Annotated in this window: 16 protein-coding genes; 7 read left to right on the top strand and 9 right to left on the bottom strand. The window is 73.4% G+C overall.

The window, feature by feature from the left end; translation table 11 throughout:
- Nucleotides 1-135 precede the first annotated feature (135 nt).
- The 3 genes from ABT085_RS02720 to ABT085_RS02710 all read left to right on the top strand — a co-directional run bounded on the left by ABT085_RS02720 (nt 136) and on the right by ABT085_RS02710 (nt 2524).
- On the top strand, nt 136-513 hold the full coding sequence (locus tag ABT085_RS02720; RefSeq protein WP_351600894.1) for an ATP-binding protein: 378 nt from the start codon (nt 136-138) through the stop codon (nt 511-513).
- 64 nt (nt 514-577) lie between these two features.
- Nucleotides 578-1276, top strand: a complete 699-nt coding sequence (locus ABT085_RS02715; RefSeq protein WP_351600891.1) for an SDR family oxidoreductase — start codon at nt 578-580, stop codon at nt 1274-1276.
- A 171-nt stretch (nt 1277-1447) separates the two neighbouring features.
- A complete protein-coding gene (locus ABT085_RS02710) occupies nt 1448-2524 on the top strand; it encodes a fatty acid desaturase family protein (protein ID WP_351600889.1) in 1077 nt (358 codons plus the stop codon).
- A gap of 204 nt (nt 2525-2728) precedes the next feature.
- On the opposite strand, the gene ABT085_RS02705 is transcribed toward ABT085_RS02710, so the two are convergent.
- Complete coding sequence (locus ABT085_RS02705) at nt 2729-3589, bottom strand: class I SAM-dependent methyltransferase (RefSeq protein ID WP_351600886.1); 861 nt, start codon at nt 3587-3589, stop codon at nt 2729-2731.
- A gap of 93 nt (nt 3590-3682) precedes the next feature.
- Here ABT085_RS02705 and ABT085_RS02700 point away from each other — a divergent pair, with 93 nt between their 5' ends.
- Nucleotides 3683-4291 (top strand): TetR/AcrR family transcriptional regulator, encoded by a 609-nt coding sequence (locus tag ABT085_RS02700; protein ID WP_351600883.1) that lies wholly within the window; start codon nt 3683-3685, stop codon nt 4289-4291.
- 65 nt (nt 4292-4356) lie between these two features.
- Here ABT085_RS02700 and ABT085_RS02695 read toward each other — a convergent pair whose 3' ends face one another.
- From ABT085_RS02695 to ABT085_RS02685, 3 genes are read right to left on the bottom strand one after another with little or no spacing between them, the layout of a single operon-like run.
- A complete protein-coding gene (locus ABT085_RS02695; protein WP_351600881.1) occupies nt 4357-5982 on the bottom strand; it encodes a hypothetical protein in 1626 nt (541 codons plus the stop codon).
- Nucleotides 5983-6016: 34 nt separating this feature from the next.
- Nucleotides 6017-7603: a serine/threonine-protein kinase gene (locus ABT085_RS02690; RefSeq protein WP_351600878.1), complete on the bottom strand. Its 1587-nt coding sequence runs from the start codon at nt 7601-7603 to the stop codon at nt 6017-6019.
- Entirely contained in the window at nt 7600-9360 is a 1761-nt protein-coding gene (locus ABT085_RS02685) for an FHA domain-containing protein (RefSeq protein ID WP_351600875.1), read from the bottom strand. Before ABT085_RS02685 ends, ABT085_RS02690 begins: the two co-directional genes overlap by 4 nt.
- Before the next feature lie 83 nt (nt 9361-9443).
- Here ABT085_RS02685 and ABT085_RS02680 point away from each other — a divergent pair, with 83 nt between their 5' ends.
- Nucleotides 9444-10583, top strand: a complete 1140-nt coding sequence (locus ABT085_RS02680) for a hypothetical protein (protein ID WP_351600872.1) — start codon at nt 9444-9446, stop codon at nt 10581-10583.
- Between the two features lie 688 nt (nt 10584-11271).
- Here the strand turns inward: ABT085_RS02680 and ABT085_RS02675 are convergent.
- The 4 genes from ABT085_RS02675 to ABT085_RS02660 all read right to left on the bottom strand — a co-directional run bounded on the left by ABT085_RS02675 (nt 11272) and on the right by ABT085_RS02660 (nt 17264).
- A complete protein-coding gene (locus ABT085_RS02675) occupies nt 11272-14037 on the bottom strand; it encodes a helix-turn-helix transcriptional regulator (protein WP_351600869.1) in 2766 nt (921 codons plus the stop codon).
- Between the two features lie 624 nt (nt 14038-14661).
- On the bottom strand, nt 14662-15492 hold the full coding sequence (locus ABT085_RS02670; protein ID WP_351600866.1) for an SDR family NAD(P)-dependent oxidoreductase: 831 nt from the start codon (nt 15490-15492) through the stop codon (nt 14662-14664).
- The gene (locus ABT085_RS02665; protein ID WP_351600863.1) at nt 15489-16298 is read right to left on the bottom strand and encodes an alpha/beta hydrolase; all 810 of its coding nucleotides are present in this window, start codon (nt 16296-16298) and stop codon (nt 15489-15491) included. Before ABT085_RS02665 ends, ABT085_RS02670 begins: the two co-directional genes overlap by 4 nt.
- A gap of 219 nt (nt 16299-16517) precedes the next feature.
- Nucleotides 16518-17264: an LLM class flavin-dependent oxidoreductase gene (locus tag ABT085_RS02660; protein WP_351601046.1), complete on the bottom strand. Its 747-nt coding sequence runs from the start codon at nt 17262-17264 to the stop codon at nt 16518-16520.
- A 188-nt stretch (nt 17265-17452) separates the two neighbouring features.
- Here ABT085_RS02660 and pnuC point away from each other — a divergent pair, with 188 nt between their 5' ends.
- Nucleotides 17453-18058: a nicotinamide riboside transporter PnuC gene (gene pnuC, locus ABT085_RS02655; protein ID WP_351600861.1), complete on the top strand. Its 606-nt coding sequence runs from the start codon at nt 17453-17455 to the stop codon at nt 18056-18058.
- Entirely contained in the window at nt 18055-19146 is a 1092-nt protein-coding gene (locus ABT085_RS02650) for an AAA family ATPase (RefSeq protein WP_351600858.1), read from the top strand. The genes pnuC and ABT085_RS02650 overlap by 4 nt, the downstream gene beginning before the upstream one ends.
- Before the next feature lie 21 nt (nt 19147-19167).
- On the opposite strand, the gene ABT085_RS02645 is transcribed toward ABT085_RS02650, so the two are convergent.
- A complete protein-coding gene (locus ABT085_RS02645; protein WP_351600855.1) occupies nt 19168-20607 on the bottom strand; it encodes a tetratricopeptide repeat protein in 1440 nt (479 codons plus the stop codon).
- Nucleotides 20608-20754: the final 147 nt, after the last annotated feature.

Below are 20754 nucleotides of genomic sequence, written 5' to 3'. Positions count from 1 at the left end.
CGGCCTTCACCTGACGACGCCCGCGACGCGTGCGCCCCCCTGTGCTCGGAGCGCCGGCCCATGTGCCCGGACCGGTCGGATCCGACCTGCACGCCGTCGACCTCGACCGTCAGGCCGAGGTCCGGGAAGCCGTCCGTGTCGCGGCAGCGCTCCAGTTCGTCGGCGACGACGATCCAGGGGCCGATCGTCGTCGCCGGCGACGGTCCCGGTATCGATCCGGCCGGCGCCGAGCGGGTCTTCGAGCGGTTCTACCGTGCCGACCCCTCCCGCTCCCGCGACCAGGGCGGTTCCGGTCTGGGCCTGGCCATCGCGGCCGCGATCGCGCAGGGCCACGGCGGCCGCCTGGAGCTGGAGACGCGGCCGGGCGCGGGCAGTGTGTTCCGCTGCGTACTGCCTGTCGCGCCTCGGGCCGTCGACCGGGACATCGAGGGAGACATCGACCGGAACACCGACGGGGACGAACGGGCCGGCCCGCGCCCGCCCCGGCCGACGCCCCGGCCGACCGGTGGTTGAGCCGGTGTCCAGGGCTTAGCGTCGAAGGGGGAGTCCCTCGGATCCGCCCAGAGGAAGGACGATCATGGACATCAAGGGATCGGTGGCCCTGGTGACGGGCGCCAATCGTGGAATCGGTCGGGCCTTCGCGCAGGCGCTGCTCGAACACGGCGCCGTCAAGGTGTACGCCGGTGTCCGGGATCCGGAGTCCGTCGAGGACCCGGGGCTCGTGCCACTGCGCCTGGACGTCACCGACGAGGAACAGGTCGCCGCGGCAGCGGCCGCCGCCGGGGACGTCAGCATCGTCATCAACAACGCCGGGGTCGCCGGTGGCCCGTCTCTGCTGGAGGGGGCGTTCGACGGGGCCAGGCGCGAGATGGAGGTCAACTACTTCGGCACCTGGGCCGTCTCGCGTGCGTTCGCACCCGTACTGGCCGCCAACGGAGGCGGAGCGCTGGTCACCATGCTGTCCGTGGCCTCGTGGGTGGCCAACCGCCAGCTGCCGAGCTACGCGGCTTCCAAGTCCGCCGAGTGGTCCCTGACGAACGCCTTCCGGCTGGCGCTGCAGGAGCAGGGCACCCTGGTGGTCGGCGTGCACGCCGGCTACGTCGACACCGACCTGGCGGCCTTCATCGACTCGCCGAAGATCAGCGCGGCCGACGTGGCGGAGCAGACCATGACCGCGCTGCTCAACGACGAAGTCGAAGTGCTGGCCGACGAGCGCACCCGCCAGGTTCGTGCCGCGCTCTCGGGTGATCTGGCGACTCTGTACGGCGGTCGCTGACGATCCGGTACGTCACCTCTGTCGGCTCGACGTCCTCAAACCCGGAGAAAACCCTAGGTCAGGAGGTGCGGGCCTGGTGACGACCCCCCGAAGCGGTGGGGGGACAGCCCCCCTGGAAGCCTGCAACTGACCGGCTTCTGCCGAGGGGACGCCCCTCCCCAGACTCACTGCATGACAACTCTTCCCGACCTCACGGTCGCGACCGCCACGTCCGCGGTCCGCCCCCGCGGATCCGCCCCGGACGCGGGCAGCGACTTCGCCCGGCTGACGCAGCGCATCACCGAGGCGGGTCTGCTGCGACGGCGCCCCGGCTACTACACCGTGCGGCTGGGCCTGGTGACCGGGCTGCTGGCGGCGGCCTGGACCACCTTCGTGGTGCTGGGCGACACCTGGTGGCAACTGGCCGTCGCCGCCTTCATGGCCCTGCTCTTCGGACAGGTCGCGCTCGTGGCCCACGACCTGGCACACCGGCAGGTGTTCCGACGGCGGCGCCCGAGCGAGATCTGGGGCCGGCTCTACGGCAACCTCGGCATCGGCATGAGCTACGGCTGGTGGATGAACAAGCACACCCGCCACCATGCCAACCCCAACCACGAGGAACTCGACCCCGATGTCGCCCCGGACATCCTGGTGTGGTCCACCGAGCAGGCCCGCAACAGCAGCGGCCTGGCCCGCCTCATAGGCGGTCACCAGGCACTCCTGTTCTTTCCGCTGCTGACGCTGGAGGGCTTCAACCTGCACGTGTCGAGTGTGCGGGCGCTGCGTTCGCCGTTCATGAAGAGCCGTCTGCTGGAGGGGAGTCTGCTCTTCCTGCACCTGGCCGCCTACCTCTCCGCGCTGTTCCTGGTGCTCTCGCCCGGCAAGGCGGTGGCGTTCCTCGCCCTGCACCAGTGCCTCTTCGGTGTCTACCTCGGCTGCACCTTCGCCCCGAACCACAAGGGCATGCCCACCTTCACCGGCGACGAGCGACCCGACTTCCTGCGCCGCCAGGTGCTCACCTCGCGCAACGTCCACGGCGGCCCGGTCACCGATCTGCTGCTCGGCGGGCTCAACTACCAGATCGAGCACCATCTGTTCCCCGGCATGCCCACTCCCCACCTGCGGCGCGCCCAGGTCGTCGTGCGCGCGTACTGCGCGGAGATCGGGGTGCCGTACCACGAGACCGGGCTGATCCAGTCCTACCGCGAGGCGCTTGCGCATCTGCACCGGGTGGGAGAGCCCATCAGGCTTCATCGTAAGGCCGCTTGACGGCCTGTCAGTCCGATGCCCCTGCGCAGGGGGCCGACCCCATGGGTCCGGCGGCATGAAGTCTGGTCCGTCACCACGGGGATGAGTGACGGACCAGACGTGACGCCCACGGTGACAGGGAATGCTCGAGAACAGCTCGACTTCCCCCGCCCCCGCCCTGGCGCGCCCGCCACTCCAGGTCCGGCGGAGGGGCGGACGTCGCGGTCACCGGCGGACGGCCGTGACCAGCCACGCCCCGGTCCGCATACGGATCCCGGCAGCCTGTTCGTACGGAGCGAGGGCAGCGCGCAGTGCGGCCCGCACGCGCTCGGCCCCTTCGCCATCGCCCGCGGCGCCGAGCCGCTCCACCAGATGCCGTCCGGGGCCGGACCCCAGGAGGTGCTCGGCGGCGTCGTCGGCGTCGCGGCCGAAGTCCCCGAGTGCGTCGACGGCTTGGGTGCGTACGTCGTCGAAGCCGGCCCGCCCGAGCGCCTCGCGTACGACGACCGGGTCGGCGAGCGAGAACATGCCCGGGCCGGTGAGGCCATCTGCCGCCTGTGGCGCGGAGGGCAGGGCCGCGCTCACCGCGCCGTACACCTGGGCCCACTCGCAGCGGGCCGGGTCCGCCATGCAGACGAAGGCGAGCCGTCCGCCGGGGCGCAGGGCGCGGGCGATGTTGCCGAACGCGGCGGCGGGATCCGCGAAGAACATCACCCCGAAGCGACTCACGGCCACGTCGAACCCGGCCTCGGGCAGGGGATGGACCTGGGCGTCACCCTGCTCGAAGCCGATGTTGCCCAGGCCCTCCCGTGCGGCCAGCAGGCGCGCCCGGTCGAGCATGGGGCCGGACAGGTCCAGGCCCAGGACCGATCCTCGGGCAGCGGTACGGGCGGCCAGTCGCGTGGTCTGCCCGGTCCCGCAGCCGACGTCGAGCACGCGGTCGCCGGGGCCGATCCCGGCCGCGGTGAGGAGGGGCTCGTCGAATCCTTCGTTGACGGCGTTCCAGCGGTCGTGGTGGTCGCTCCAGTGCCGTCCCTCGTCGCCGTTCCAGGCCTGGGACTGTGCGGTGTTGACGAGCTCGTACATGGGATCGCTCCTGCCGGAGAGCTAGTATGGGCATCTGCCCATTCCAAGGTATGGGCGTTCGCCCATACTGGCAAGTGTCGTCCGGAGGAACCGATGTCCCCACGCGGAGTAGCGATCCCCGATGTCCGGGAGCGGCTCTTCGCCGCGGCGGAGCGGGTTCTGACCCGCGAAGGCACGGCCGGCCTGACCAATCGGTCCGTCACGGAGGAGGCGGGCTGCGCGAAGGGGCTGCTCTACAACCACTTCGAGGACCTGGACGACTTCGTGACGCAACTCGTCCTGGACCGGTTCGCGCGGATCGCCGCGGAGGTGGGACCGCTGCCCGACCGGGCGGGCAGCGGCAGCGTGCACGACAACCTCACCGCCGCGGCACTCGCGATGCTCGGCACGAGCGGTCCCGCGATCGCCGCGGCCGCGCTCTCCCGCACCCAGGTCGCCCAGCGCGTGGCCCGCTCCTGGGCGGACGGCACTCCGGGACCGGGCGCGGTCGAGGATGCGATGACCCGCTACCTCGAGGCGGAACAACGGCTGGGCCGAGTGGCCCCGGACGCCGACTGCCCGATGCTGGCCCTCGCCCTGACCGGCACGGTCCACCACCTCCTGATGCATCCGGGCCCGCAACCGCAGGCCGCCGGCCCGTTGATCCGACGGCTGGTCACGGCCCTGGTGACCACAGCACCGGGGGCCACGGAGTCTTCCTGAGCCGATCGTTGCTCCGACCGGCGCGCCGGTGGCCGAGGCTGTCCGGAAGCCGGTGGCCGGAGCCGTCAGGAACAGGTGTAGTCGAAGGCCGCCTGCGCCTCGATCGGCTCGGGCTGGTGCGCGATCCGCAGGCGTGCGGATCCGCGGAAGCTTCCGGGGCCGCGGACCGTCCAGCGCAGGTGCACGGTGACCCTGCGATCGCCCCGGCGGGCCATGTGGACCAGCTCGCCGGAGTCGTGGCCGTCGCTGCGCAGCCAGTGGTAGGTCACCGGGCCGCCGCGACCGTCCGTGGTCACGACGCCGACCAGATCGGCGGTCTGCCCGCAGTGCAACTGCCCCGCGGGCGCCCGGACTTCGACGGCGGTGACCGCCGGGGCCGGGTCCGGCCGCAGCAGCAGCCAGAGCAGGACGGCCGCGGCGGTGAGGAAAGCCGTCGTGGCGATCCAGGCCCGCCGCCTTCGAGGCTGCGGGCGGCCGCCCGGCGGCACGGGTGCGGTACGCCACTGGGCGCGCAGCACCTCCTGGGCCTCCAGGGGGACGCCGGGGCCGAAGCGCAGGAGGATCTCGCCGTCGTCCTCGCCGGTCGGAGGCGTCGTCGTCGCCTCGGCACGTGTCGCTGTCGGGGATGCGGCGGGGGTGCGATTGCGTCGGCCGAGGACAGTGGCCTGTTCGTCCGCGGCGGCGGAGCGGGCCCGGTGCGGGGCGGAGCGGGGCCGGCCGGGCACGGTGAGCTGCTCGTCCGACACATCCGACACATCCGACACGTTCGGCACGGCGTGCCCGGGGCCGGCCACCTGCGGAACCACGTCTTCGGGGCCGACGTCGTCAGTACCGGCGTCTTCGGCACCGGCGACTTCGGTAGCACCTGGTGCGGCACCGAGGGCTTCGCCTTCCCCTCCCTGAGCGCACACACGGTCGGTGTCCGCCCGCCTCTCCTCCCCCGGCGCGGCCGTGGCGAGCACCGGGGTCGCCGCGGCCGCCGCCGCGCGGAGTTCCGTACGCCGCAGGAAACCCGCCGGGAGCGCCGCGCGCCCGGCGACCAGTGCCGCTCGGGCCGCCGCGAGCCCCTCGGTGTCGGCGGTGGCGGAACACCGCGCGAGCAGAGCGGCTGCGGGGGTGCCGGGCGTCACCCAGGCCTCACCGAGGGTGCGGGCCAGACCGGCCCAGGCCGTGTGGTCCGCCTCGCGGCGCGCCGAGTCAGGTGCGTCGCCCAGCACCGTGCCCAGCGCCGCCTCGGCGAGCAGGGCGACCCCGTCCGGGGCGAGGACGACGGTGTCCGCGTCCAGGGCTCCGTGGGCGAGGCCGGCCGCGTGCAGGGCGAGCAGGCTCTGCGCGGTCTCGTTCAGGACGCTGGCCGCGCTGCCCGCGTCGGGGCCCGTGTCCCCGCGGGCCAGCAGGTCCGCGAGGGTGGGAGCCGGTGGCCGGGCGGTGACCAGCCACACCTCCCCGGCCTCCACGACCAGGTCGACCGTGCCGAGCACCCCGGGCAGCCGGAGCCTGCCGACGGCGAGCACGGCCGCCGCGAGCCGCTCGCGCGTGCCCTCCGGCGCGAGCAGGGCACGGTCGATGCGCAGCGCGCCGAGCACCGGCTCGCCGGACCTGACCGGGAGCAGTGCGTACCAGGTGCCGTGGCGGGAGTCGCGCGACCAGCCCGACAGGGTCCGCCCGGCGACGGTGGTGGTTGTCGTCATGCCGATCCGTTCTCGTTCTCGCTCGGTACGGAGCTCAGCACGGCGGTGCGTCCAGGGTGGCCGTCTGGGGTCCGTTCGCCGCCGCCGGAGTGCTGGTGAGCGTGACCGTCCAGGTGCCCCGGCACGGGTGGTTGGCGAAGTCGGCCACGAAGGTCACGGGGTAGTGCGTGCTGCCGGACAGTCGCTGCGTCCGGTGGCCGTAGGGATCGGCGGGCGTGTTCACGTAGTAGTCGGCCGTGACGGTCACGGGCCCGGTGCCGGTCGTGTCGACGGTGACGTCGGCGACCAGCGTGCCGGGGGTCTGCCCTCGCTGCCAGGAGCCGATGGTGATCGTGATCGTGCCGGGCGTGGGTGTCGGTGCGGGTGTGGGTGTGGCCGGGCCCGCGGTCGTCGGTGTGGGGGACTCCGTCGGCGCGGCGGTGCTCGGTGTGGGGCTGGGGGAGACCGTCGGGCCGTCCGAGGGGGTCCCGGTCGGGCTGGTGCCGTCCGTGGGCGAGGCACCGGGCGCGGACATGGACGCGGAGGGCGAAGAGGAGGTCGGTGCAGGCGAGTTCAGTGCCGAGGGCACTGAACTGGCCACCGTCGTCGACGTGTCGTGCGGACGGGCCGCCACGGACGTCACCGCGCCCGCGACGGCCGCCAGCGCGGCGGCCCCGGCGGCGGCCTTCCACCCGGCGCGCCTGAGCCGGCCCAGCAGGGTCAGGGCCCGGGCCGGAGCCTCGAGGGTCGCCGTCGCGGTGAACGGGAACAACAGGGCGAGCAGCGCCGTGAGTTCGGCGAGCCTGCGCCGTCCGCGCTCCTCCCAGCCGGCGCCGTACCCCTCGATGGCGGATCGCTCCAGCTCGGCGAGGAACGCCTCGACGCCCGGACGGTCCGCCGGGTCCTTGGCCAGGCCCCGGCGCAGCAGTCCGCGTACCGGGTCGGGTACGTCGTCCAGGGGGACGGGGGCCCGCAGGTGCTGGAGGCGCAGCGCCGTCACGTCGTCGCCGGTGAACGGGCGGCGCCCGGTCAGGCACTCGTGGAAGACGGCCGCCGCGGCGTACACGTCGCCGGCCGGTCCCGCCGGTTCGCCCTGCCACTGCTCGGGCGCCATGTAGGCGGGCGTGCCGGCGGCCTCGGTCTCGCGGCCGGCGCGTACGGCGATGCCGAAGTCGGCGAGCGCGCTGGTGCCGTCGGCACGGACCAGCACGTTCTCGGGCTTGTAGTCGCGGTGGACCACCCCGGCCTCGTGGGCCGCGCCGAGGCCGAGCAGCGAGCCCTTGAGCAGGACCAGGGCGGCCTCGGGGCCGGTCGCCCCGTGCCGGCGCAGCAGTTGGCGGAGGCTGACGCCGTCCACCGCCTCCATCACGATGGCGGCACCGCCGCGCGCCTCGACGTACTCGTACAGCCGCACCACGCACGGGTGGCGCAACTCGCCGAGGAGCCGGGCCTCCGCGCGGAAGCGGGCGAGGAACTCCCGGTCGGTACGCAGGTGTTCGCCGAGATACTTGACCGCCACGGGTATCCCGGTCGCGGTGTGCCGGGCCAGGACGACCCGCCCGCCGGCACCCTCGCCGAGCGTACGCACCTCTTCGTAACCGGGGACGGCCCACGGGCCGGGTCTGCCGGTGCCTTCGTTCATGCCGTTCCCTCCGCGACCGTGCCCATCGCCGGAGCCTGCGGGGCTTGCCGTGCGTCACGCCGGCGCCGCACCCGGCGGGCCAGCCAGCGCACCGGCGCGGACCACACCGGGAAGGCCACCAGGGCGACCACGACCGCCTCGACCAGCGAGGTCCACGCCGGGGACAGCCACCCGTCCAGCAGGTCGCCGATCCGCGAGCGCCAGGCCAGCAGGGCGAGGACGAGGAAGCCGTACGTGCCGACGACGACCGCGAGCCCGTACGCGGCCATGCCCGCCTGCCGCGGCCCCGGCCGGTTGCCGGTGCGCAGGTCCTGCCAGAGCCCCTTGCGGAAGTAGGCGCTCGCCTCCTCGCGCAGCCGCGGCATCCGCAGCACATCGGTCAGCGCCTGGTAACCGTCCAGCGGCATCAGGGGATTGAAGTTGTAGAGCGTGTTCAGGTAGAGCCCGAAGGCCAGTTGGAAGAGGACGGCCGGGGCCGCTCCGGCGGGCAGGAAGGCCGCGCCTGCCGCGCACCAGCCGGCCAGCGCGGCCGTCGACAGCGGCCCGGAGAGCGCGACGACGACACGCGACCAGCGGGTGCCGAACCACATGTCGCTGGTGTCCACGAACGCGAACGGCATGCCCATCATGAGCAGGAAACCGCCGCGCCTGACCTTGCGACCGTACGACTTCACGGCCAGGGCGTGCGTCAACTCGTGGACGACGAGGGCGGATATGTATCCGGCGGCGAGCAGCACCGGGCCCCGGACGCCCGCGCCGCCGAAGTCCAGCAGGCGCTGGCGTTGCTGCGCGACGAAGAACGCCGCCGGTCCGCCGATCACCGACAGCCAGACCAGCGTCACCCCGGTCCGGGTGAAGAACCGCCAGCCGAAGGCCTGGTACAGGCGGGCGACGGTGCGGTCGAGGCCGGGGACCGAGATCTCCAGTTTCAGCAGCGCCCGGTACACGGCGTGTCCCACCCGTCGCCAGCCCGTGCGCTCCGCCGCCTCGGGGTGCCCGGGCAGACCACGCAGCAGTCCCGCGTCCGCGAACGCGGCGAGCGCCGCCTCGATGCGCGGCAGGGCGAGCTCGCCGAAGCGGTCGGCGTACGCGAACAGCAGGTCCCGTACGGTGTTCTCGCCGTCGACGGCCTGCCAGAGGAAGACCTCGCGCTCGTCCAGCTCCAGATACCTGCCGGTGCGGGTGCTGTTGAGCACCCAGCGGGCCTCGCCGCGGTCGGCGGGCAGCTGCTTGAGCGCCCAGCCGGAGCGGCGGCGGGGACGTGCGGTGAGCGGGCCGCTCGCCTCCGGTGCCGCCTCCTCCCGTGCCGCGGTGGGCAGTTGGGTGAGCTGGGTGCCGACGACCTGGGTGCGCTGGCCGATGTGGGCGTCGCGGGGCTGTTCGAACACCAGGCGTACGTCGCCGACGGACAGCTCGGTGCCGTCGGCGAGCTGGGCGGCGCCGCCGTGCAGGTCGACGCCCGCGACGGCGGTGCCGTTGAACGAGTCCAGGTCCTCGATCCGGAAGCCCGACCCGGTGCGCACGATCCGGGCATGGCGCCGCGACACGCTGGCGTCGGACAGGACGACGTCGCTGTCCGCGCCCCGGCCCAGGGTGGTGACCGGACCGGTGAGCGGGACGAGCAGGGCGGGGTCGTCGAGGCCGCGCAGCTGCGGCGCGGCGTACGACGTCGGTGCCGCGCCGCGGCGGAGTGTGCCGCAGTGCAGGCAGTACGGGAAGTCGCGCCGCACATGGACGCGGCAGGCGTGGCAGAGCATGCGCCGGCTCAGCCCGCGCCGGAGCCGCTGGTGAACGTTCCGTCGGTGAAGCCGCCGTCGGTGCCGGGCGCGGAGGGGGAGAGGTGGGTGGAGATGCTGCCGAGGCCGGGGGCGCTCACACCGCCGCGCATGCGCTCGGTGCCGCCGGTCATGCCCGCGCGGCCACCGCCGCCGCCCTCGCCGCCGTCGCCGCCGCCGGGCTCTCCACCGCCACCGCCAGGACGGCGCCCGGTGTTCTCCTGGCTGCCGCCGCCGTTGCCGTCGCCGCCTCCGGGTTCACCGCCGCCGCCGGGCCGCCGACCGGTGTTCTCCTGGTCCCCGCCGCCGCTGCCGCCTTCGCCGCCGCCGGAGCCGCCACCGCCGGAGCCGCCGTCGTGACCGTGACCGCCGCCCTCTTCGCCGCCTCCGCCGTCGCCGCCACCGGAACCCCCGCCGTCGCCGCCGCCGGAACCGCCGTGGCCACCGCCCTCACCGCCACCGGAGCCGCCGTGACCGGAACCACCGTCACCGGTTCCGCCGCCGCCCTCACCGCCGCCGCTGCCACCGCCTTCTCCGCCGCCGCTGCCGCCCCCCTCACCGCCGCCGGGTCGGCGTCCGGTGTTCTCCTGGTCGCCGCCGCCGCCACCGCCGCTGTCTCCGCCACCGCCGCTGTCTCCGCCGCCGCCCTCACCGCCGCCGCTGTCCCCACCGCCGTCGTCGCCGCGGTCGTAGATGCCGCCGTGCCCGAAGCGGCCCGCGTCGCCGCCACCTTCGCCACCGAATCCACCACCGTGACCGCCGTGTCCGCCGAGGCCACCGAATCCGCCGAGGCCGTCGCCGGACCCGGCACCGCCGTCTCCGAACCCGCCGTCCCCGAAGCCACCGTCGGCGCCGCCGTCACCGGGCCCACCGCCGAAGCCACCGCCGAACCCGCCGTCACCGGACCCACCGCCGAAGCCACCGCCGAACCCGCCGTCGGCGCCGCCGTCACCGGACCCACCGCCGAACGCGCCGTCACCGGACCCACCGCCGAACGCGCCGTCCCCGAAGCCGCCGTCGGTACCACCGGCTCCGAAGCCGCCGTCACCGGAGGCCGCGTCCCCGAAGCCGCCGAAGTCCCCCAGGCTGCCGTCGGGACCTCCACCGTCATGCCCACCGAGCCCGCCGAGGTCCGACCCGGCCTCGTTCCCGAATCCCCCGAAATCGCCGAACTCGCCGAATCCGCCGCCCACATCGGCCGGTGAATGCCGGGCCAGTCCTCCGCCGAGCAGGCTCTGGGCACCGCTGGCGGAGACGTCGAGGCCGTCGGCGCCGGCGTGGCCGTCGGCAGGAAGCGACAGGTCGGTAGTGTGCTCGACGGAGGCCTGGTCGCCGGGCACATGGTCGACAGGGACATGCGCTGCGTCATGGTGGGCCAGCGCGTGTGCGGCGCTCCCGAAGAACAGCGACGACTTGGACAGCCGCGGGTCGAGTGCGGCCGGCCCCCCGGCGGCGCCGGACTCGACGCGCAGGGCGCGGAGCTCGTCGACCTGTGCGGGTGTCAGGCCGAGTCTTCGGGCCACCTCCTCGGTGTCACCGTCGAGTTCGGCCCTGAAGGCCGGGTCGACGGCAAGTCGGGTCATGGCATCGCGAAAGGCGTGGTCGGTCATGTCCTCGGGTCTCCGTGGGTCTGCGTACGCTGCGGTCCGTTCCCGGCGGAGCTGAGGATCCCCCTGGCCGGCGGCAACTGCCCTTTCCAGCCACCCCCACCGATGCTGCACCGACGGTTATAAGGGGCATGGCATGACCCGCGCAAGGCCGGGAGCTGGACACTCCAGTGAAATATGCCTCCGGAAGGATCGGCCGTCTCGGCCGGGCACCGCTCGGATACGGCCACCGGTGAGACCGTCGGGTCGGCGCGCTCGACCGGTCGGGCCCCGGGGCTTCCCGCGGTCAATCGCCAGGATCAGTCTCACCCAGCCTGCGCTCGATGTGCCTGCGCGACGTGATGCCGAGCTTGCGGAACACCCGGCTCATATGGAACTCGACGGTCGAGGTGGTGATGAACAGCTGGCCGGCGATCTCCGTGTTGGTCAGCCCCGACGCGGCCAGCATCGCCACATGACGTTCCTGCGGGGTGAGGTCGAACCGGGTGTCGGCGGTCCGCTTGCGTGCCGTCTCCCCGGTGGCCAGCAGCTCCGCCTTCGCCCGTTCGGCGAAGGGCACGGCTCCCCAGGACTCGAAGGACTCGAAGGCGGAGCGCAGTTGGACCCTGGCGTCGGCACGACGTCTGCGGCGGCGCAGCCACTCGCCGAACAGCAGGCGCGACCACGCCAGGTCCACCGCCACCGGAACCTTCTCGAGCTGCGCGATCGACTCCTGGTAAAGCCGCTCGGCCTTGTCGCCGTCGGTCATCAGGGCCCGGCAGCGGGCGAGCAGTCCCAGCGCCCACGGGGTCGCGGCGAGCGGAGCGCGTTCCTCCATACGTTCCATGGCCAGGGCGGCGGCTCCGGGATCACCGGCCCGCAGCCCGGCCTCGACCATTCCGGCGAGATTGATGTCGCCCAGGACCAAGGGGTGGTCGGCGAATATGGTGAGCTGGGCGTCGAGTGCTTCCCGGTAGCGCCCGCGGCCGATCTCGAAGATGCTCAGGGCCTGGGCGGCCCACCGGTACGTCACCCCGGTGCCGTGACTGTCGGACATGGCGCGCATCGTCGCGACGGCGGCCCGCAGTTCGGCTTCCCGGCCGGTCCAGGCGTACAGCAGGGCTTTGTGGAAGTCTCCCGACCTGAAGTATCCCGTCGCGTTCATGTAGTCGTCCGACTCGATGAAGCAGCTTTCGGCGGCGGCGAACCGGCCGTTCCAGATCTCCGCCTTGGCAAGGGCGAGCAGGGCAAGGCTGAGCCCGTAGAGCGCGCCGCGAGCGCGGCCCGCCGCCACCAGCTTCTGCAGGATCTCCCGCTTGCCCTCGATGTCCCACACCTCGTCGCCCGCGATGCCGACCATGACGCTGAACGCGTCCTGTTCGTGCAGCTCGTCGGCGCTGCGCAACCGGTCAAGGGCCGCCACCAGGGCCGGGGCCCCCGCCGCGTAGCCGTGGGCGATGGAGCGCGCCAGTGCCGCCATCAGCGGATCGGGACTCCCGGCCGGCAACGCCGCTTCGTGCCAGGCGTCGGCAGTGGCTTCGGCGACCTCGCGGGGTGTCGTCCCGGTGATCATCCGGCCGCCGATGATCGCGGCCTGCATCGCCTCGCGCAGCAGGTCCCAGCGGGCCGTCGGATCGGTGGTGGTGAGCTCGGCCGCCGCGTCCAGCAGCATCGCGGGCACCTCGCGGGGGCGGGCGCGGAGCATCTCTACGGACGCCCGCAGCCGAGTCGCCTGAACCCGGGCCACCGGGCCGCTCAGGTGGGGAGTGGCGAGTTCGAGCAGCGCCTGGACCGCCGACAGGTTGCCGGAGGTGAGGTGTGCCGCTGCGGCGTCGAGATACCGCTCGGCCCGCTTGCCGGGATGTGCGGTCAGCTCCGCCGCCCGCGTGAGGACCAGGGCTTGTTCGGAGTATCCGCCACGAGCCTGGGCCAGTTCCGAGGCGGCTTCGAGTTCCGCGGCCACGTCGTCGTCCGGGCCGTCGGCCGCCTCGGCCAGATGCCAGGCGCGGCGCTCGGGGGCGCTCGTGGCGGCCAGTGCCGTCTGGACCCTGCGCAACTCGTCCGCGGACGCGGCCGAGTGGACCGCGGAACGGATCAGCGGGTGGCGGAATTCGGCGGTGGTGCCGCGGTTGAGTATCCCCGCGGCGACGGCGGGTGCGGCGGACCGGATGGACAGTCCCAGCGCGCCGGCGGCACGCCACAGTGCCGCCTGGTCGTCCGTGGGCGTCGCGGCCATGAGCAGCAGCAGGGTCTGGGTGTCGGCGGGCAGCAGCGCCGCCGCCCGCCGGAAGTGTTCCTCCAGTTGCCGGCTGACCGGCAGCGGCTCGGGCAGCGGGGTGACCCCGGCCAGCCGTTCCGAGCCCAGGTTCACCGCCAGTTCCAGGAGCGCGAGCGGGTTGCCCCCGGTGCCGGCGACGAGCCGCTCGGCGACCGACCGGTTCAGGTGCCCGGTCACACGGGCGCTCAGCAGGGCCCTGGCCTCGTGGCCGGCGAGCCCCTCCAGCCGGAGTGCGGGCAGATCGCCGAAGACAGCGAGGTCGCCGGCGCCTTCACGCCCGGCGAACAGCAGCCCGAGGCAGTCCGCGTACAGGCGTCGGCCCACGAAGGCCAGCGTCTCCGCCGACTCGCGGTCCAGCCACTGCACATCGTCGACCAGGCAGAGCATCGGCGCCGCCGTGGCGGCGGCCGAGAGCAGCGTCAGCGTGGCCAACCCGACCAGATGGCGGTCGGACGGCGGTGCGTCGGTCAGCCCGAACGCGGCGTTCAGGGCGTCGCACTGGCGTTGCGGCAGGGCCGGCAGCCGGTCCAGGCAGGGCCGCAGGAGCCGGTGCAGTGCTCCGTAGCTCAGCCGGGTCTCGGCCTCGACACCGACCAGCCTCACGACCGTGAGGTCCTGGGCGGACTCGGCCGCGTACCGCAGGAGCCGGGACTTGCCGACGCCCGCGTCGCCGTGGAGCACCAGGACGCCGTTGAAGCCGTCACGGACCGATGCGAGCAGCCTTCCGATCGCCTCACGCTCCGCGAGCCGACCGACCATCGGCGGCCCGGGCGCGGAGGGAACGTCGGACACCATGGCAAGCCCCTTCGTGATGCAGTGACCGGCTCGGGCGTGGGCGCGCTCGAAGGGCGGACGGGGCGGGCGTCGCGTCCGGGTCGCGGCCGCTGGTCCTGCCGTTCGCGTGCGGTGCGTGGCGGGCTGTCCGCCCTGTGGGACCGCTCCCATGGTGCAGTGTTTTTCTATCGTGCACTCTCGCTCTGGACCCTCGGGCCGGAATGCTCGCGTCCGTACGGCACGCGAACCGTTGCAGCACGGCGGGGGCAGGTGTGCACGAGGACTTCCCGGTGCTCCGGTGGGAGAGGCCGCAGCGGGGCCGGCGCGTCGACCGGGGCCGCCACCGTGTCGGCGGGGTCGTGCTGCGCCAGGCCGTGGTGTTCCGTACCCGGCGACTCATGACGGAAGGCGGCGCTGCGGACGGCGGGACGTGCCCACGGCACGCGGCCCCCGGCCGAACAAGAGCGGGCGCGCCCGACGGGCCCACGTGGGCGCCGTCCGACGGGCCCGCTCTTGTTCGGAGCTCCTGCTCGCTCAGGATGGCCGGGAGCCGCAGGCCGGCCTCCAGGTGCGCGGAGTCGCGCGGGCGGCGGGCGAGGACCCGCGGGTCGTCCGGGGTGAAGACCGTGGCCGTCGGTCGACGGGTCAGAGGGACTCGACGAGACCGCCGTCGATGACGAAGTCGGCCCCGGTGATGTTCGCCGCCGAAGGTCCGGCGAGGTAGAGCACGAGGTCGGCCACCTCGGACGGCCGGCTGAAGCGGCCGGTCACCGACTGCCCGGCCGCGCCGCGGGCCACCTCCCGGGGGTCGACGCCCCGGGACCGGCCGACCGCGGCGGCCACGCCGCCGGAGCCCTGCCACAGCGCCGTCTCCACCGGGCCGGGACCGATGGTGTTCACCCGTACACCGCGGGGACCCACCTCCTTGGACAGGGCCTTGCAGAAGTTGGTCAGTGCCGCCTTGGCCGCGCCGTAGTCGATGACCAGCGGGTCCGGCAGCCGGGCGTTGACGGAGGAGACGGTGACGATGCAGCCCGCCCCGGCGGCGAGCAGATGCGGGAGGGCGGCCCGGGTGGTGCGGACGGCGGCCATGAGATTGACCGTGAACGTCCAGTCCCAGTCCGCGTCCGTCGTGCTCAGGAAACCGTCCACCCGCGGCCGTACCGCGCCCACGTTGTTCACCAGGACATCGACACCGCCGTGGACCGCGACGGCCTCGGCGAGCAGCGCCGACGGACCGTCGGGTGTCGCCAGGTCGACCTCCACGACGGTGAGTTCGGCCCCCTGCTTCACCTGCTCGTCGAGGGCGTCGGTGCGTGACCTCGATGCCGCGACGACGCGGGAGCCGGCCGCGAGGAAGGCCTCCACGACGGCCAGCCCGATGCCGCGCCCGGCGCCGGTGACCACCACCGTACGTCCCGCCAGGCCCGCGTCGGGGCCGGACGTTCCGGCGGCCTCGGGCGGCCGGGTGCTCATCGCCCGGGCTCCGGATTCTGCTGCCGCACCCAGGTCAGAACGGTGTCCGCGACCTCGCGCCAGCCTCCGTCGATCGTCAGGGAGTGCCCCCGGTCGGGGAAGTTGATGATGTCGGTGACGGCCTCGGAGTGCCGGTACTGCTTGAGGGTGGCCCGGGTGACGGTCTCGGGCACCGTGTGGTCCTTGCCGCCGGAGATGAGCAGCAGCGGACCGCGTCCACTGTTGTCCGTGTCGACCTTCGCCGGCGAGTGCGGGTCGAAGTTGGCGGAGGCGGCCTCGTACAGCGGCTTGCCCGGCGCCGGTATGGTCCAGCGCTCGTACAGTGCCGCCGATTCCTCCTCCTCGATGGCGTTGCCGAACGCGAACCGGAACTGTTCCGCGGTCAGGGAGACCGACCTGTGCTTGTTGGCCGGGTTCTTGAAGACCGGGAACGTCGCCCTCAGCGCGGACAGCGGCAGCGGCAGTACGCCCTTGATCTGCGCGGCGTCGATCGCGACCGCCGCGGCGGCGCGGTCCTGGCCGAGCAGCTTCTGCGCGATCATGCCGCCGAAGGAGTGACCGATCAGGACGGGCCGTACCGGCAGGTCCGCGATCAGGGCCGCGTAGTGCTCGACCACGTCGTCGATGCCGTGTCCGGCGATGCTCTCGGGGTTCTGGCGTGCCTCCTCGACGGTGTCGGGGTCGCCGGGCCAGCCGGGCGCGGACGGGCTGTAACCCTGCTCGCCGAACAGGTCGATCCAAGGCTGCCAGGAGCTGCTGTGCAGCCAGAGTCCGTGGATGAAGACCACGGGACGCGTGACGGTCATGACGACGCCTTTCTCGCGGGGGCGTACCGAGCCGGTCGTCCACACGAAACCTGGAACCCCGGTGCCCTCGCACCGGGGTGACACCCCAGTGGTTCAGGACCGGGACACCGCACGGCTCTTGGAGCTCCGGACAAGAGCGAGGCCCGGCGGGCGAGCGGGACGCCCGGCTCGGCGCGGAAGCCGTCCTCGGCGGTGCAGCCGGCCGCCACTGCCGCTCGCTCATCCCGAGCCGGCGGCGTGAACTGCTGTGCTGCGGACGGCGGGGATCAGGTCCGCGATCCGTTCGAGCTGGTCGCGCTGAGTGCGCAGGTCCAGCGCGGCGAGCCGGACGACGATGTGCCGGGCGCCGGCGGCGACGTACCGGTCCAGGCGCCGGAGCACCTGGTCGGCGGAGCCGGTGACGACGGCCTGGATCCGTTCCAGCTCCTCCAGGGGCATGCCGTACGTGGCCCGCGCGTAGGCGTCCGTCGCCCGGCGTCCGTGCTCGGCGTCGTCGTCGATCCGTACCGAGACGAACAGCGCGGGGGTGATGTCCTCGGCTGCCCGCCCGGCGTCGACGGCGGCACGGCGGGCCTGACGCAGGCCGGTCGCGTAGTCGGCGGGGTCGGGCGGGTAGGGCAGCCAGCCGTCGTACGACCGGCCGGTGCGGGCCAGCGCCGCAGGGGTGGCGCCGCCGAGCCAGACGGGCGGGCCGCCGGCCCGGTACGGCCGGGTCGCGGGCGGGATGTCGGAGAACCGGTGGATCTCGCCGTGGAAGGAGTCGGCACCATCCCACAGGGCCCGCCACAGCGCGACGGTCTCGTCCAGACGGGCGAAGCGCCTTTCCCACGGCAGCTCGGACAGCGCGTAGAGGGGCCGCCCGAAGCGGCCGGGGAAGCCCGCGCCGACGGTCACGACGAGCCGGCCACCGGCGGGGAATGGGCCTTTGGGGCCCTGTGACGGACGGACGGACGGTCCGGCCCGGATCAGGACGGGCGGGAGAGGCCGTCGGCTCTAGAGAAGCGGCAGGGCGAAGGGCCTCGGCCGGCAAGCTCGCCGAACAGCCGGACTCTCATGAAGACCGCCGGCCTGGCTGCGGCGTGCCCGCGGGTTTCTCCCTTGTCCTTCACCCGCCACTCTGTTTATAGTCGAGATGACTATTAAGGAGTCCGCTCGTGAACTGGAACCTCAGCTGGACCGAAGCGCTCGGCTTCGCCACCGGCGCCCTCTGCGTCTGGCTGGTGGCACGTCAGCACATCGCCAACTGGCCCGTCGGCATAGCCAACAACGTCTTCTTCATCGTGCTCTTCCTCCAGGCGGGCCTGTACGCCGACGCCGGTCTCCAGGTCGTCTTCATCGCACTGGCCGCCTACGGCTGGTGGACCTGGGCCCGCGGCGCCGGACCGGTCACCGCCGGCGCCCTGCCGGTACGCCGCACCACGGCTGTCGAATGGGCCTGGCTCGCCGCCGCCGGAGTGCTGGGCACCGCCGCCCTCACCCTCCTGCTGGACCGGGCCACCGACTCCACCGTCCCCTTCTGGGACGCGCTCACCACCGCGCTCTCCCTGACCGCCACCTACGGCCAGTGCCGCAAGCTGCTGGAGTCCTGGTGGCTGTGGATCGCCGCCGACCTGGTCTACATCCCGCTCTACGCCTACAAGGGCCTGTACCTGACCTCCCTGCTGTATGTCGGCTTTCTCGCGCTGTGCGTGGCCGGCCTGCTCGGCTGGCGGCGCACCCTCTCCGCCCGCGCCGCCACCGCGACGGCGGTGACCGCATGAGCGCCGCCGCCCGCAAGTACCGGCACGGCCTGGTCCTCGGCAAGTTCTATCCGCCGCACGCCGGCCACCACCACCTCGTGCGCACCGCCCTCGCGCAGTGCGACCGGCTGACCGTCCTGGTCTGCGCGGCCTCCGTGGAGTCGGTACCGCTCGCCGACCGGGTGAGCTGGATGCGCGAGGCCCACCCGGACGCCGAGGTCGTCGGCGCCGTCGACGACCACCCGGTCGACCTGCACGACCCCGCGGTCTGGGACGCCCACATGGCCGTCTTCCGCACGGCCGTCCCGGACCCGGTGGACGCCGTGTTCACCTCCGAGTCCTACGGCACCGAGCTGGCCCGCCGGTTCGGCGCGGCCGAGGTCCTGGTCGACCTCGACCGCACCGCGTACCCCGTCTCCGGCACGGCCGTGCGCAAGGACCCGGTGGGCTGCTGGGCGTACCTCGGCCCGGGCGTGCGCGCCGCCCTCGCCCGGCGCGTGGTCGTCCTCGGTGCCGAGTCCACCGGCACCACCACGCTCTCCCGGGCCCTGGCCGCCCACTACCGCGCCCGTGGCGGCATGTGGACGGACACCGGCTGGGTGCCCGAGTACGGCCGCGCGTACAGCGAGGACAAGCTCGCCGCCCTGCGCGCCACCGACCCCGCAGCCGACTGGACGGAAGTCGAGTTCACCTCCGAGGAGTTCCCCCTCATCGCCCGCCGCCAGGACACCGACGAACAGCGGGCGGCCCGCGCAGGATCCCCGGTGCTCTTCTGCGACACCGACTCCTTCGCCACCACGATCTGGCACGAGCGCTACCTCGGCACGCCCAGCTCCGAGACCGCGGCCGTCGCCGACCGCACCCCGCGCCATCTGTACCTGCTCACCGACCACGAGGGCGTGCCCTTCGAGGACGACGGCCTGCGCGACGGCCCGCACCTGCGCCCGTGGATGACCGGCCGCTTCCGGGCGGAACTGGAGCGCACCGGCCGCCGCTACCTGCTGGTCACCGGCAGCCCCGAGCAGCGGCTGCGCACCGCGGTGGAGGCGGTCGACGGTCTGCTCGCCGAGGGCTGGCACTTCGCCGACCCGCTCCCGGAGCACCGCTGACGACCGCCGCGCCGAAAGGCTTCAGGTCGAGGAAGCCTCCACGGTCGATGGGCCGCCCCATCCGCCGACGCTGTCGGATGCAGCCCTCTTCCGCTCCATCTCCTGCTCCCTGCGCTGGGCGGCCACGTCGGGGATGACGGCGACGGCTTCGGCGAGGCGGTTCTGCCGGATCAGCAGTTCGGCCAGGTCGTTCGCGGCCGACCTGCCGGGCAGCGGGCGCAGGAGCGCGATCGCCTCCTCGACGCGGCCGTCCTGCGCGAGGAGCCAGGCGATGGTCAGCTCGCGGTCGTCGACCTCGTCGGCCGGCAGCGCCTCGATCTGCGCGATCGCCTCCCGAGCGCGTCCCGCCTCGCCCATCAGCCACCACCGGTTGGACCGGAGCCAGTACGTCTCGTTCTCCGCGAGGTACTCAGGGCTGCGTCCTTCCGTGAGTCCGATCGCCAGGTCGGGCCGGCCCTGTTCGGCAAGCAGGATGAGGGCCGCCTGGAGAAGGTTTCCGTCGTAGAGCTCGTCGAACGTGTGCCCCACTGCCTCGATGGCGTCGTCGAAGCGGCGCTGGCGGATGAGCAGATCCATCAGGATGCTCTCGGACCAGCCCGGATGTTCGCCTGCCATGCAGTCACGCAGGTACGCCTCCGCCTCCTCGGCTCGGCCCAGGTTCTCCAGGACCTTCACGTACGGACTCGCGGCGGCTGTCCTCCGGCCGCCGGTGGCGAGGTCGCGCAACTCCTCGACCCGACCGTGCCGGGCCAGCAGCTCGACGTAGAACCCGACGGTGTTCTCCGGTCCGTACCGGCGTGCGGCCACGTCCGCGCCGAGCAGCCGGATCGCCTCGTCGACGCGCCCGGACCGTTCCAGGACCCGGGCCTGTGCGGGCAGTGCCTCCCACAGGTGACCGGTCGGGGCGAGCGGGGCCTCGCGCAGGTCACGGGCGCCGCGCTGCCCCTTGGCATGCCGGAATCCCTCGGCGAGCGGGGTGAGCACCTCCAGCACCCGCTCGTCGCATCCTTGCCCGTCGGTCATCTCCACCAGGCTCCGCAGTACCCACCCTTCACGCAGGTACGGGCTCAGCACGTCCATCGCCTCGTCCGCCCGCCCGGCCCGGACCAGCGCCTCGGCGTAGTCCCGCCAGGCCTCGGCACTCTCCTGCCCCCGTCGGCCCGGGTGCGCCAGCTCCAGCGCCTGTTCGACACGGTCCCACCGCACGAGGACATCGGCCCCCGTCCGTACGGCCGGCTGCCAGCCCGCCGCCGCGAACGCCTCCACGACCGTCCAGGCCCGCTCGAACTCCCCTGCAGCGCACAGCCCTCGTACCGCGCCCACGGCGCAGAACCAGTCCTCGCGTTCACGCGCCGCCTCCACCAGGGTCTCGAGGCCCCCGCGTGCCAGGATCTCGTCCACGAACCGCGGCAGGACACCGCCCAGATGGGCCTTCTGCCACTGGAGATCATCAACATTCACGGGGGCACCCTAAACCTGTCCGGAGTACGGGGCGGCTGTAGTGGAAGGCGAAAGCGGAGTCGGCCCGGATCCGTGTGTTACCGACTTTCGTGACGTGACGGGCGGTGTGTACAAGGCCCGGGAACGTATTCACCGCAGCAATGCTGA

Origin of the sequence: Streptomyces sp. NPDC002265, from assembly GCF_040296125.1 — a bacterium.
Classification (GTDB): domain Bacteria; phylum Actinomycetota; class Actinomycetes; order Streptomycetales; family Streptomycetaceae; genus Streptomyces.
The sequence above is the reverse complement of the archived record's forward strand: the minus strand, read 5'-3'. Positions and strand labels throughout refer to the sequence as shown.